This window comes from Hymenobacter humi, from assembly GCF_042665855.1.
GTDB lineage: Bacteria > Bacteroidota > Bacteroidia > Cytophagales > Hymenobacteraceae > Hymenobacter > Hymenobacter humi.
In genome coordinates this window covers 1-12844 of sequence record NZ_JBHTEK010000003.1, presented here as the reverse complement: position 1 = coordinate 12844, position 12844 = coordinate 1, and the positions used below count along the sequence as shown (strand labels likewise).

The window sequence follows — 12844 nt, the reverse complement described above, 5'->3', positions numbered from 1 at the left end:
GCCCACTTCTGGGCAAATATGGGCTTTTCTAGGTGAGTTTTCTGTTCGGGCGCTATTAGGGGTGGCCAGCTCCAGTGATTGAAACAAAGAAGAAATAACTAATAATTGCGGAACAGCGGTTGCTTCGTTGGTACGGGTCCCCGCCGCGGGTCGTAGGTGGCCAAGTGAAAAGATGAGGGGCTGGACCGGTGGCCGGAGTGGGTGCCCGCTGCGTCCGGCATACCGCAACAACCGGTGACGGCCCGGGTTAAGTGATTGCTGCTCCGCTCGAAAATGGTGTTGACCAGGGCGAGTCTAAGCGCGGACAAAAACAAATACGCCGTATCCGGGAAGAAGTGGCGTATTTGTCCGGTAGCAGCACAAAGTTTCAGGGTCTTCAAGCAACGTGCCGGCCGGGATTTCCGAGTACCGAATAGCAGTCTAACTACCCACGGGATAAATAAGGGAAGCGCCCGGTCTGCCTTAAATATTTTTACCGGAACGGCCCTTCCAGGGGGCCTGTACCGGGCCAGTTGCTTTCAGTTTATAGTAACAGTAAGAGTATATGAAATCTCTAGCCTCATCTCTCCTAGTGGCCGGTTTCTTTGCCTGGTCGGCTGCCCTCACCAGTTGCGAAAGCAAGCAGGACGGGCCCGCTCCCGCAGGGGCGGGGCCGGTGGACATAGAGTTTGAGAACGTGGTGGGCAGCGCGCCCTTGCAGCTCAACAACTCTACGCCCTACACCACGCCCGCCGGCGACCAGTTCACCGTGGCGACGCTGCGCTATTACATCTCCAACATCAAGCTTAAAAAAGCCGATGGCACGGAGTACGTGCAGCCCGAAAGCTACTACCTGATTGACCAGGAGCGCTTGGCGTCACAAAGATTCACCATTGCCAACGTGCCCGCTGGCACCTATACCGGCCTGACGTTCACTCTTGGCGTGGACGCGGCCCGCAACGTGGCCGGGGCCCAAACCGGGGCGCTGGCGCCCAGCGATATGTTCTGGGACTGGACCTCGGGCTACATCTTCACCAAGCTGGAGGGCCGCTCCCCCAGTCGCCATCCGGCACGCTGACCTACCAAATTATCGGGTTTACGGCCCCGTATGATGCCGTGCGCACCGTGTCACCGGCCATGCCGACCACCGGCACCGCAACCATTGAAGTCGGCAAGGCCTTCGTCCCGAAAGTGCACATCAAAGCCGACGTCCTGAAAATGTTCACCGGACCGACAACCGTCCGGTTTGCCACCATGAACGTCGTAATAAATGGGCCCGACGCCGTACGGATTGCCGATAACCAAGCGGCCGGTATGTTCACCATCGGCCACATTCACGGTGAATAAACCAGGGGTTGACACGGGGGAACGGACGGGCGGTACGGTCGGACGGCGTACTTGCTGGCGGGCGGGCCTACTGGCGCTGGCCTTGGCGAGCTGTCGGCCCGACGCGGACCTGGCGCCGCAGGACGACATACCCGGCGCGACGGTGCCGGCCAACTTCCCGGCTCCGACCTACCGTGCCGACCAGAACCCGCCCACCCGGGCGGCCTTTGAGCCTGGGCCGTCGCTTGTTCTACGACCCGCGGCTTTCGCGCACGGGCACCGTGTCGTGCGCCAGCTGCCACCAGCAATCGGTAGCCTTCGCTGACGCCGGCCGGGCTCTGAGTCAGGGCGTGGACAACCAGCAGGGCGTCCGCAACGCCCCCGCCCTACAGAACCTGCGCTGGAAGTCCACTTTTTGTGGGATGGCGGACCTCAGCATATCGAAACCATGCCCTTGGTGCCCATCCGCAACCCCCTGGAAATGGACCAATCTTTGGATACCCTCATGCGCCAACTCAACGGCGACATGGACTACGCGCGTCGGTTCGAGCAGGTATTCGGCCGCCGGCCCGTCGATTCCTACCAGCTGCTGCGGGCCCTGGCGCAGTTCACGGCGGCGCTCACCTCGGCAAACTCCCGTTACGACCGGTACTCGCGCAACGAGCCCGGCGGCGTACTCGACGCGGCCGAGCTACGTGGGCTGACCGTGGTGCGGCAGCAGTGCAGTCCTTGCCACGCGGGCGAGTTGTTCACCGACGAATCGTTTCGCAACAACGGGCTGGACCGGCAGTTTCCGCGCGACTCCGGCCGGGCCCATATTACCCGCAGCCCCCTCGACGCCGGGCGCTTCAAAGTGCCGAGCCTGCGCAACGTGGCCCGTACGGCGCCCTACATGCACGACGGCCGGTTTACCACCTTGGGTCAGGTGCTGGACCATTACGACCAAGGCGTGAAGGAATCGGCTACCCTAGACCCGGGATTGCGCCGCCCCGGGGCCGCACCCGGCATCCCCTTTCGACGCAGGAGCGTCAGGATGTGCTAGCCTTTTTGCATACGCTCACCGACGAGGAGTTCCTGCGCAATCCGCAATTAGCCAAGCCCTGACTCCCTTTACAAATAGTGATACTACTCTTAGTGATACTACTCTCTGGGTATACCCTGCCGATGAGGGGAAACCGTGAAATACGCCATTCTTAAACCAGAAAAAGCTCATCTTAAATAAAGATGAGCTTTTCCAAAAAAGACCTTTTTAAAGCAGCGTTATTGCTGGCTGCCGCGCTGCTCGTGCGAGTGCAGCGGCTCGTTATGGCCGTGCTCGTGCGAGTGGTGCAGGGCCGCTTCCTCGGCGTGTTTTTTGGCGTGGGCCGCGAAGCCGTAAGCGGTGTAGCCGTGGTGGGCGGCCTTCTCGTGGTCGCCTTTTTTCAGGTGCTCGGCGGCGGCGCGGTGGTTTTGCAGGGCGTGCTCAAAGTAGTGAGCGGCCTTTTCGTGGGCCTCAATGATTTTCTGGTGCTCTTCGGGATGGTCGGCCATGGGGGTAAGGACTAAGTGGAGAAAAATGTAAATGCGCTTACGCACTAGCGGAAGTAGCGTTGAGTCAGGTGGGAATAAGTACCCAAGGGGAGGTCACGGCCCGGGTTTTAAAACGGTTTGATGTCAGCCGTTAGGCCAACACCTTATTCATTCCGCCGGCTCCCCAGCCTTAGTATAGTACGCCGTTACGGGGCTGCATGGGGGCGGGCAGGTCCGTTTCGCTCAGCATCTGGCGCAGGTCGATTTCGATGGTGCGGCACAGCGCCGTCATGGGCACGTCGTTCATCTTGTTTTCAAACGGGTTTTCGCTGATGTGGCCCACCAGGCTCGATGGTGACGAACACCCAGGACACCAGCATGGAAAAGGGTACCGTCAGCCAGTAATGGCCGTGGCCGAGCTTCTCGAACTCGCCCTGCACGCCTAGCGGCAACAGGGCCACCAGGAGCCAGACGAAGACGATGCTGGAAAAGGCGTACTGGCGCGGAAAGGGCGTGTTCTTAATCCGCTCGCAGCCGCCCTGCAGGTTGGTGAGTTCCCGTAGGTCCTCTACCATGGTGTGGTGCTGCAGGGAGTCGAAAAGCCCTTCCGCGTCGCGCAGGGCCTGGCTCTGCAGCAGCAGCAGTTGGGCCGGCGGGTTGGCCATCGTGCGCAGGTAGTCGGATTCGGCCGGGGCCAGGAATGGGGCCACGTCCTCGTCCCAGCGTTGGGGCTGGCGGCGCAGGTGCAGGCGCAGGGCGTTGGTCCAGGCCATCTGCCGGTATACCAACCGGCGTTGGGTGCTAACCTGTTCAGGCGTCAGGGTGCTGCGCGCTGGCTGCGTGTTGGCCAGTACCAGCATGGCCCAGTTGCGGCTGCGGTTGACGATGCCGCCCCACAGCTGCCGGGCCTCGTTGAAACGGTTGTAGGAGCTGCTGTTTTTAAAGCCCACGTAGAACGAAACGGCCACGCCCAGGATGCTCACCAGCTGCCAGGGAACGTCCAGCCAGGTCATCTTGAGGGGCCCGTGCAGGACGGCCAGGCCTAAATCATAGACAAAGAAAATCAGCAGGTCTTTCCAGGAGTAGTCCCAGATAACGCGCCAGTGAATGTGTTTTTGAACGTACATGCAAGCAAAAAAATAGCGGGTAAGGCCGTGGCAGTCGGCCCTAGGCGCCGGCAGGAGCGGAATCGGCAGGAGCGGAATGGGCTAGAGAATGCCGGCCAGCAGGTTGATGGTCAGGGCCACAATGCTGGTGTTGAAGGCAAAGGCCAGCAGGCCGTGCAGCATGACCAGTCGCCGCATGCGCGCGGAAGAAACGGCCACGTCAGCCGTCTGAGCGGTGGTGCCCACCACAAAAGCGAAATAGGCAAAGTCCCAGTACGAGGCCGGGGGCGCGCCCGGAAAGTCCAGCCCGCCCAGGTAGTCCGGTGGGTCCGTGGCCAGGTCCTCGCTGAAGTACACGTGGGCGTAGCGCAGAGCAAACACCGTGTGTACCAGCAACCAGGCCCCTACCACCGCCCCGGCCGACAAGCCCACGTGCACGGCCACTTCCCGCCCCTGCAGGTTGGGTAAATTCGTCATCAGGAAGACCACGGCCAGCAGCGAGGCGGCGCTGCCCACCAGCACCGCCACGAAGGTCCATGTCCGGCCCGGGTCCTGGCGGTTCGCCATGCGGCGGATATGGCTGGCATCGGCCCGGTGGGTGCCGGCCCATAGCAAGGCCAGGATACACAGACAAAACAGGTTCCAGGTGGCCACCAAGCGGGTGGCCGGCAGCAGGGTGCCGGGCAGCAGGGCCCACCCTACGCCCGCGGCACCCGCCGCCAGCAGCAGGCGCTGAGGCGCCGTTAGATTGAGCAGGTGCTGCTGCAGGTGGCGGTGGGCGAAAAACCGGGCAAAAGGCATGGCGAAAGAAACTGCGGGCCCGGAAGCCAGCCAATGGAGGAAAATTAATAGTTGATGTGCACCCCGTAGCTTTCGTCCTGGAGCACGTTTTTCCACTGGGCAATCAGCCGCTGGTAGGCCAGGCCTATAGGCCGCTGCTTGCGGTCGAGGTCGTAGAGGCCCAGCGGGTTCACGCGGCCGTTGTTTTCGCGCAGGGCCGTGTCCCAGTCCACCTGGTCGAGCAGCGAGTACCACGTGAAGCCCACCAGCGGAATGCCGTCCTGCTTGAGGCGGTAGGCGTTGGCCCACTGCCGCCACAGCCAGTTCACCGCGTCGGGCTCCCACAGGTTGGTTTCGGTGTGCATCAGGGGCATGCGGTAGCGGTCGAAGTACTGCTTGGCGATGACGTAGTAGCCGAACACGTCGCCGGCGGGGTAGGTGTGCCCGTCTTCGCGTACCATGCGCTCGTTGGTGCGGTAATAGTCCGTGCCCATGATGCACTTGGCCTTGATGTTCTGGTCGTCAAACCAGTGGTATTCCTCATCCGTCATCCCGTTTTTGAGCAGGAACTCGTACATGACCACGCTCACGGGGTAGCCGTAGGTCAAGTCCAGGCTCAAAAAGCGCTTCTGATTGAGGAAGTTGGCCAGGGGCCGGGCAGCCGGCGTTTCGGGGTGGAAGTACTCGGCCGACTCACTCTGGATGAAGGTGGCCCCGGGCTGCACGGCCAGGATGGCCTGCATGGCCAGCACATTGGCCCGGCACACGTGCTTGAGGGCCGTCACAAAGGCCTGGTCGCTGGCCAGGCACTCGTTCCACCAGCCGTACTGGGCCGAAAACATGGTGGTGACGAAGATTTCATTGATGGGGGTGTAGAACTGCAGGTCCGGGAACCGGGCGGCAAAAGCCCCGGCATAGGCAGCGAAGTACTCGGGGAATTCCGGGTTCTGAAAATTGCCCAGCCAGTCGGGCAGGCCGAAATGTAGCAAGTCCACCAGGGGCGTGATGCCCAGCTCGCGCAGGTGGGCGAAAGTCTCGTCGGTAAAGGCCCAGTCGTACTGGCCCGGCCCGGTGTGCACCCGGTAGTAGGGCGGGCCGTAGCGCAGAAAATCGATGCCCATTTCCTTGACCAGAGCGAAGTCTTCACGCCAGCGCTCGTAATGGCCGGTTTTCCAGCTCGTCCACCCGCTGCATGGTGCCGTCCGGCAGTCGGATGGTGGGGTAGCTGTTTTCGATGCCGGTAGCAAACATGAAGGCGCTCATGGGCTTGGGGGTAAGATTAAAAGGAAATGGAAAAGTGCGTGCGCAGAGGCGGTTACAGGATGCTGAGCCGGCCGCCGTCCACGACCAGGGTAGTGCCGTTGATGTAGTGGGCATCGGCCGAGGCCAGATAGCAGATGGCGCCGGCAATGTCTTCGGGGTGGCCTACCTCACCCTCAATCTTCTCTTTGCCGCTTTTCACGTTCGGGTTGTTCCACAGCATGGGCGTGTCCACGGCGCCGGGCGCCACGCAGTTGGTGCGCACGTGGCTGGAAGGGTACTCCTGGCTCATGCCCCGGGTGAAGGCCTCCAAGGCCCCTTTGCTGGCCGCGTAGGGAATCACGTTGGCCGTGGTTTCCTGCGCGTGCACCGAGCTGATGTTGACGATGGCCCCGCCCTGCATGTGGGGCAGGCACAGTTTGCTGAGCAGAAACACGGCCCGCAGGTTCACGGCCATGACCAGGTCCCACTCCGCTACCGCCAGCTCGGTTATGGGCTTGAAGGTCATCATGGCCGCGTTGTTGACCAGCACGTCCACCCGGCCGTAGGCGGCTACTATTGTGCTCATGGCCGCCTCTACCTCGGCCACCAGGCCCAAATCAACCCGGATGGCCTGGGCCTGACCACCGTCTTTTTCAATTAGGGCCACGGTCTGCTGGGCAGTGGTTTCGTCGCGGTCCAGGACCACGACGGTTCCGCCTTCGGCTGCCAGCTGCAGGCAGGCCGCCCGGCCGATGCCGGAGCCGCCCCCGGTGACGAGGCATATTTTGTTGGTGAAGCGCATGGAGTCAGCGTTTGGTGGGAGTAGGGTGAGCGGACGTCTAGGCCTGCACCTGCCGCAGGTGGTGGAGCTGGTCGTGGTGAAAGCGGTGGGCCAGGGCAATCAGGGGCGGGTCGCTGCCGTGGGCGATGCCTTCCTGCACCAGCAGCAGGCCGGTACGCAGGTGGGCGGAGAGGGCCGCGGCAAAGTCGGCGTCCGGGTTGCCCGTCGGCGGGCGGGAGTACCGGGCCGCCGAATCGCAGGCCGCCTGCACGTCGCGGGAAAACTCCTGGTAGAAGCGGGTGTATTCTTCGGAGGCCTTGTCGTGGGTGCGCCCCGCGAGCCGGCCCAGCGCCAGGCTTTCCTGCTGCCACTCCCGGCGCAGCGTATCGGCCAGCGCCCGCAAGTCCGGGTCCCGCCCCGTGGCCCGTTCCACGGAGGCCGCCTGCTGGGCACCGCGGTAGTGCTCCAGCAGCAGCGAGGTTACATCGTGGTCGATGTTGCCCGAGCGGGCCACCGTGCGCAGGCGCTGCTGCGCCCGGGCGGCCACGGCCGGCGCGGAGTTCAGTTCTGGTTGGGCCGGGTCCGGATGGCGCTGGTGCGTGTCGGCCGTGTGCACCGGCTTTTCCGGCGTCGACTCCCGGCACGCGCCCAGCAGCAGCAACGTGAGCACACCCACAACGAAACGAGGTATCATGCAGCGAGTGAAGTAGCTTAGCACCGCCTGGGCACAAGCCAAGCAGTGACGGGAATATGAAAAAAGCGCGGGCTATAGGGTAGTGCGCACGATGTTGCTATGCCCCTGGTAGGCATCCTGCTGATTGAAGTGCTGCACCTGGTAATCCAAGGTGGTGCCAGCCGGAAAGGCTTCCGTATCGATAAAGGGAGAGCGGGCATTCGTCGCCACTTGCTGCCAGGCGTCCCCCTCTGTACCTACCCGGCGGTAGACGTGCACCTTTTCCAGCATTTCTTTGGAAAAGGCAATGTGCCGGCCAGCCGGCACCAGGGTGAGTTCGATGAGAAACTTATGCGAATCCATAGTAGGTAAGAAAATGCGGCTAGCTACACGAGCATGCCCAGAATAAGAAAGACCAGAAACCCGAGGAAAAACGCGGAGGTCAGCCAGGGCGACTCCGGCTCCTCGTGGGCTTCGGTCAGCAGCTCCTCGGTCACCAGGAACAGCAGCGCGGCCAAGCCGAAGGAGAGCACCAGCTCCATCACGTTGTCGGAGGCACCCTTGAGCACCGTAATGCCCACGCTGGCTCCCACTACCAGCAGGGCCGAAAGCGCGGCCACAATGCCCACGGTCCGGGCTTTGCCCTGCCCTTCCTGGCGCAGCTCCACGGCCGTGGCCAGCCCTAGCGACAGCACCTCGATGGTCAGGGCAATGGCCAGCAGCATGCCTTCTTCAGCCCCGGCGGCAAAGCCGATGCCCAGCAGCAGCCCGTCGATAAGGATGTCAATGCCGACCCCGGTGAGCAGGCCCATGGGCAGCGTGCCGGGACTCGCCGTTTCGCCCGGCGCGGTTTGGGAAGCCCACAGCACCCCGGGCGGCAGGGCCGGGGTGGGCACGGCTTTTTCCTTTTCGGCCGCCTTGCGGGTGAGCGAGCGCAGAGCCAGCATGACCCCGACCCCAATGGCGAAGCCCAAGCCAACTTCCAGCGGCCGGTGGCGGGCCACGATGTCGGGCAGCAACTCGACGGCCACCACGGAAAACACGACGCCGGCGGCAAAGTGCAGAATGGCACTGCGGATGGCCGCGCCCGGGGGCGAATGATGGCCACCACGGCGCCCACCACCATGACGGCGGCGGGTACCAGGGCATAAAGGAGCACCTGCGTCCAGGAGGGGATAATGGCTGGCGCAACGGAGAGAAACAGGGTCATCAGCTGGCTGAATTACATATTAAGTGCCCCGATGCCGGCCGCGTTGAGGCAGGCTTCCTTGAAGGCTTCGGCGTAGGTGGGATGGGCGTGCGACATTAGGCCCACGTCCTCGGCCGCGCCGCGGAAGTGCATGATGCCCACGGCCTCGGCGATGATGTCGGCAATGCGGGCACCAATCATGTGGACCCCCAGAATCTCGTCGGTCTGCGCGTCGGTGAGCACCTTCACCAGCCCTTCGGTATCCGCCCCGGCCACCGCCCGGCCCGAGGCCGAGTAGGGGAACGAGCCCACCTTGTAGGCCTTGCCCTGCTCTTTCAACTGCTCTTCCGTGTAGCCCACGCCGGCCACTTCGGGCCAGGTGTAGACCACGCCCGGAATCAACAGATAGTTGACTTCCGGGTGTTTGCCGGCAATGAGCTCGGCCACGTACACGCCCTCGTCGGAGGCCTTGTGCGCCAGCATGGCCCCGCGCACCACGTCGCCGATGGCCCAGATGCCGGGCACCGTCGTCTGCAGGTCCTCGTTGACCTTCACCCGGCCCTTCTCGTCCAACTCCACGCCGGCCGCGGCCAGGTTGAGCCCCTCGGTGTAGGGCCGGCGGCCCACCGACACCAGGCAGTAGTCGCCTTCGAGTTGCAGCTCGGCCGATGGCCCGCTTTGGGCCGTGAGCTTGACCGTGTCGCCGGCCCGCTCGACGGCCGTCACCTTGTGCGAGAGGTAAAACTCCAGGCCCTGCTTTTTGAGGGAGCGCAGCAGTTCCTTGCCCAGGGTGCGGTCCATGGTGGGGATGATGGCATCGGTGTATTCGACCACCGACACCTTGCTGCCCAGCCGGGCGTACACCGAGCAGGCCAGGCCGATAACGCCGCCGCCCACAATAATCAGGTGCTTGGGCAACTCGCGCAAGGCCAGCGCCTCGGTGCTGGTGATGACACGCTCCTTGTCCAGGGTGATGAACGGCAGGGTGCTGGGCTTGGAGCCGGTGGCAATGATGATGTTCTTGGCCGTGAGCTGCTGCGATTCCCCACTGCCCCCGTCCACGGGCGCCACCTGCACGGTAGTGGCATTCACGAACGAGGCCACGCCGTGGAGGATGTCCACCTTGTTTTTCTTCATCAGAAACACGACCCCGTCGCATACCTTCTTCACCACCTGGTCCTTGCGCTCCATCATGCGGGGCAGGTCGGCGCGCAGGTTGTCAGCATCGATGCCGTGCTCGGCAAACTGGTGGGTGGCTTTCTGGTAGAGCTCGGTGGATTCGAGCACCGCCTTGCTGGGAATGCAGCCCACGTTCAGGCACGTACCGCCCAGGGTGGGATACTTTTCGATGATGGCCGTTTTCAGGCCCAGGCTGGCCGCAGCGCACGGCGGCGATGTAGCCGCCGGGGCCGGAGCCGATGATGAGGACGTCGTAGGAGGTCATGGGAGAGAGTGGGGCTAAGTCAGTTTAGAGGTGGGTTTCGTGCTGGGCGAAGTCGCCGCGCTCCACCTGAATGGTGGCGTGCTGAATGGGGTGCTTGGTGGTGATGTAGTCGTGGGTGCGGGTGAGCACGTCCTCGTGCCGGGCCTCGTCGGTGAGCACCACGTGGGCGCTGAGGGCGTTGACGCCGGAGGTAAGTACCCAGGCGTGCAGGTCGTGCACGGCCACGCCAGGTACCTGCAGCAGCCCCTGCCGCATGGCTTCCAGGTTCACGTCGGCCGGGGTGCCTTCCAGCAGCACGTTCACCGACTCCTTGAGCAGGGCCCAGGTACGGGGCAGAATGAACAGGCCGATGCCGGCCGAGAGCAGCGGGTCGGCATAGTACCACTGGGTGGTAAGCATGATAACGCCCGCAATCAGAACGCCCACGGAGGTGAGCAGGTCGCTGAGCACTTCAAAGTAGGCGCCTTTCATGTTCAGGCTCTCGCCCGAGCTTTTGCGCAGCAGGTACACCCCGTAGAGGTTGACCAGCATGCCGACCCCGGCCACCCACATCATGGTGGTGCTTTCCACCTTGGGCGGATTCAAAAACCGGAAATAGGCTTCGTAAAGGATGTAGAACGAAATCAGAATCAGCACCACCGCATTGGTGAGGGCCGCCAGAATCTCGAAGCGGTAGTAGCCAAAGGTGCGTTGCGGGGTGGCTGGTTTCTCGCCGAAGCGAATGGCCAGCAGGGCCAGGCCCACGCCGGCCACGTCGGTGAGCATGTGGCCCGCATCGGCCAGCAGGGCGAGGCTACCAGTCCACCAGCCGCCAATGACTTCGGCTACCAGGTAAGCCAGCGTGGTGAAGAACACGATGGTCAGCGCGCGCTTGTTGCGTGAAGCGGCGCTGCCGCTCATGCCATGGGCCCCGCTCACGCCGATTGGCCGTTATGGTGGTGCGGTCCTTCGCGCAGTTCGCGGGGCATGGGCTCGACAACCGACAGGTTCGCTTTAAGCGGCAGGACGGCGGGAGCAGCCGGCGGAGTGCCGCCCGTACCCGGCGTGGAATAGTCCATGCGCTGAATGCGTACGGCATTGAGGATGGCCAGTAGGGCTACTCCCACGTCGGCAAATACGGCTTCCCACATCGTAGCCAGACCGCCGGCTCCCAGCGCCAGCACGATGCCCTTCACAATAAAGGCCAGCCAGATGTTCTGCCACACCACGCGGTGGGTGGCGCGGGCAATGCGGCGGGCGGTGGCAATCTTGCTGGGGTGGTCGGTTTGAATGACGACGTCGGCGGTTTCGATGGTGGCATCGGAGCCGAGGCCACCCATGGCAATGCCGACATCGGCCAGGGCCACCACGGGCGCGTCGTTCACGCCGTCGCCGACGAAGGCCAGCTTGCGGCCGGCGTCTTTGTACTCCTGCACGTAGCGGGCCTTGTCTTCGGGCAGCAGTCCCCCGTGCGCCTCGTCAATGCCGAGCTCCTTGGCTACGCGCTGGGTGATGCTGTCCTTGTCGCCGGAGAGCATCACGATTTTGGTGATGCCATCGGCCCGCAGCTCCTGCACGGTGCGGGCCGCGTCTTCCTTGGGCGAGTCGGCTACGGTCAGGTAACCGGCGTATTTGCCATCCACGGCAGCCACCACGATGCTATCGAGGACTTGGTCGACTTCAGTGGGGTAGGCGACGCTGAATTTGGTGAGCAGCTTGGTGTTGCCAGCCAGCACGTCGCGGCCATCCACCTTACCGCGCAGGCCGTGGCCGGCAATCTCCTCCACCTGGTCCACGGTCACTCCACTAGCTGCGGCGCCCGCGTGCAGGACCACCGCTTTGGCAATGGGGTGCGTGGACTTGGTTTCCAGCGCGCCCACCAGCCGCAACAGGCGGGGGGCGTCCAGGCCCGCGGCGGGCTGCACCTGCTGCACGGCAAACACGCCCTGGGTTAGCGTACCGGTCTTGTCCATCACCACCGTGTCCAACTCGCGCATTAAATCCAGGAAGTTGGAGCCCTTGAACAGGATACCGGCTTTTGACGCCGCCCCGATGCCGCCGAAGTAGCCGAGCGGAATGCTGATGACCAGCGCGCAGGGGCAGGAAATGACCAGGAACACCAACGCCCGGTAGAGCCAGTTCCGGAATACGTAATCGTCTACTACAAAGTAGGGCACCACCACTAGCAGCACGGCCAGCAGCACCACAATCGGCGTGTACACCTTGGCGAACTTGGTGATGAACTGCTGGGTCTTGGCCTTGCGGCCCACCGCGTCCTGCACCATGGCCAAAATCTTGGCCAGCTTGGTGTCTTTGTAGTTCGCCGTCACCGCCACCTGAATCAGGCTTTCCAGGTTAACCATGCCGGCCAGCACCACCTCGCCCGTCTGCTTGGTCTGGGGCACCGATTCGCCGGTAAGGGCGGCGGTGTTAAACGAAGCCGGGCCTTTGGCGAGCGTACCGTCCAGCGCCACTTTCTCGCCTGGTTTCACCTCAATGGTATCCCCCACCACCACTTCCTTGGGGTCGAGTACCACGGTTTGCCCGTTGCGGATAACTGTCACCTCAGTGGCCTGAATCTCCAGCAGCGCCCGGATGCTGCGCTTGGCCCGGTTCACGGCCGCGTCCTGAAACAGCTCGCCCACGGTGTAGAACAGCATTACGGCGACGCCCTCCGGGTACTCGCCAATGGCAAAGGCCCCGAGCGTAGCGATGCTCATCAGCAGAAACTCGTTGAAGATGTTGCCCGAGGGAATGCTTTGCACGGCCGAGCGGATAACTTTCCAGCCCACCAGCAGAAACGCCACGCCGTACCAGAGCAGGCGTACGTAGCCGG

The 12844-nt window shown here is 63.2% G+C and carries 15 protein-coding genes and 2 pseudogenes; 5 read left to right on the top strand and 12 right to left on the bottom strand.

Annotated features, from left to right (window positions below):
• The first annotated feature begins 571 nt into the window (after nucleotides 1-571).
• The 4 genes and pseudogenes from ACFQT0_RS26575 to ACFQT0_RS26560 all read left to right on the top strand — a co-directional run bounded on the left by ACFQT0_RS26575 (nucleotide 572) and on the right by ACFQT0_RS26560 (nucleotide 2347).
• Complete coding sequence (locus tag ACFQT0_RS26575) at nucleotides 572-1057, top strand: MbnP family protein (RefSeq protein ID WP_380206258.1); 486 nt, start codon at nucleotides 572-574, stop codon at nucleotides 1055-1057.
• Nucleotides 1058-1095: 38 nt separating this feature from the next.
• Entirely contained in the window at nucleotides 1096-1326 is a 231-nt protein-coding gene (locus ACFQT0_RS26570) for a hypothetical protein (RefSeq protein WP_380206257.1), read from the top strand.
• An 82-nt stretch (nucleotides 1327-1408) separates the two neighbouring features.
• Nucleotides 1409-1630 carry a hypothetical protein gene (locus ACFQT0_RS26565; protein ID WP_380206445.1) on the top strand — a complete coding sequence of 74 codons (222 nt, stop codon included), beginning with the start codon at nucleotides 1409-1411 and terminating at the stop codon, nucleotides 1628-1630.
• A pseudogene (locus ACFQT0_RS26560) lies at nucleotides 1587-2347 on the top strand (cytochrome-c peroxidase). Before ACFQT0_RS26565 ends, ACFQT0_RS26560 begins: the two are co-directional and overlap by 44 nt.
• Before the next feature lie 218 nt (nucleotides 2348-2565).
• Here ACFQT0_RS26560 and ACFQT0_RS26555 read toward each other — a convergent pair.
• The 9 genes from ACFQT0_RS26555 to ACFQT0_RS26515 all read right to left on the bottom strand — a co-directional run bounded on the left by ACFQT0_RS26555 (nucleotide 2566) and on the right by ACFQT0_RS26515 (nucleotide 8400).
• Nucleotides 2566-2835 (bottom strand): hypothetical protein, encoded by a 270-nt coding sequence (locus tag ACFQT0_RS26555; protein ID WP_380206256.1) that lies wholly within the window; start codon nucleotides 2833-2835, stop codon nucleotides 2566-2568.
• 169 nt (nucleotides 2836-3004) lie between these two features.
• Nucleotides 3005-3157: a hypothetical protein gene (locus ACFQT0_RS26550; RefSeq protein WP_380206255.1), complete on the bottom strand. Its 153-nt coding sequence runs from the start codon at nucleotides 3155-3157 to the stop codon at nucleotides 3005-3007.
• Nucleotides 3129-3941: a bestrophin family protein gene (locus ACFQT0_RS26545; RefSeq protein ID WP_380206254.1), complete on the bottom strand. Its 813-nt coding sequence runs from the start codon at nucleotides 3939-3941 to the stop codon at nucleotides 3129-3131. The genes ACFQT0_RS26550 and ACFQT0_RS26545 overlap by 29 nt, the downstream gene beginning before the upstream one ends.
• Before the next feature lie 81 nt (nucleotides 3942-4022).
• Nucleotides 4023-4721, bottom strand: coding sequence for a DUF1345 domain-containing protein (locus ACFQT0_RS26540; protein ID WP_380206253.1), 699 nt, complete (start codon nucleotides 4719-4721; stop codon nucleotides 4023-4025).
• 44 nt (nucleotides 4722-4765) lie between these two features.
• A complete protein-coding gene (locus tag ACFQT0_RS26535) occupies nucleotides 4766-5821 on the bottom strand; it encodes a family 1 glycosylhydrolase (protein WP_380206252.1) in 1056 nt (351 codons plus the stop codon).
• A 194-nt stretch (nucleotides 5822-6015) separates the two neighbouring features.
• Nucleotides 6016-6744 (bottom strand): SDR family NAD(P)-dependent oxidoreductase, encoded by a 729-nt coding sequence (locus ACFQT0_RS26530; RefSeq protein ID WP_380206250.1) that lies wholly within the window; start codon nucleotides 6742-6744, stop codon nucleotides 6016-6018.
• A gap of 37 nt (nucleotides 6745-6781) precedes the next feature.
• The gene (locus ACFQT0_RS26525) at nucleotides 6782-7417 is read right to left on the bottom strand and encodes a hypothetical protein (RefSeq protein WP_380206249.1); all 636 of its coding nucleotides are present in this window, start codon (nucleotides 7415-7417) and stop codon (nucleotides 6782-6784) included.
• Between the two features lie 72 nt (nucleotides 7418-7489).
• Entirely contained in the window at nucleotides 7490-7759 is a 270-nt protein-coding gene (locus tag ACFQT0_RS26520; RefSeq protein WP_380206248.1) for a hypothetical protein, read from the bottom strand.
• A 23-nt stretch (nucleotides 7760-7782) separates the two neighbouring features.
• Entirely contained in the window at nucleotides 7783-8400 is a 618-nt protein-coding gene (locus ACFQT0_RS26515) for a ZIP family metal transporter (protein WP_380206247.1), read from the bottom strand.
• Between ACFQT0_RS26515 and ACFQT0_RS26510 the strand changes: the two genes are divergently transcribed.
• Nucleotides 8389-8547, top strand: coding sequence for a hypothetical protein (locus ACFQT0_RS26510; RefSeq protein WP_380206246.1), 159 nt, complete (start codon nucleotides 8389-8391; stop codon nucleotides 8545-8547). The genes ACFQT0_RS26515 and ACFQT0_RS26510 overlap by 12 nt on opposite strands.
• Nucleotides 8548-8618: 71 nt before the next feature.
• Here ACFQT0_RS26510 and lpdA read toward each other — a convergent pair.
• From lpdA to ACFQT0_RS26495, 3 genes and pseudogenes are all read right to left on the bottom strand, one after another.
• Nucleotides 8619-10029 (bottom strand): annotated as a pseudogene (gene lpdA / locus ACFQT0_RS26505) (dihydrolipoyl dehydrogenase).
• A 24-nt stretch (nucleotides 10030-10053) separates the two neighbouring features.
• Nucleotides 10054-10947: a cation diffusion facilitator family transporter gene (locus ACFQT0_RS26500; RefSeq protein WP_380206245.1), complete on the bottom strand. Its 894-nt coding sequence runs from the start codon at nucleotides 10945-10947 to the stop codon at nucleotides 10054-10056.
• On the bottom strand, nucleotides 10944-12844 hold a 1901-nt coding region (locus ACFQT0_RS26495), incomplete at its 5' end, for a heavy metal translocating P-type ATPase (protein WP_380206244.1). The genes ACFQT0_RS26500 and ACFQT0_RS26495, both read right to left, overlap by 4 nt.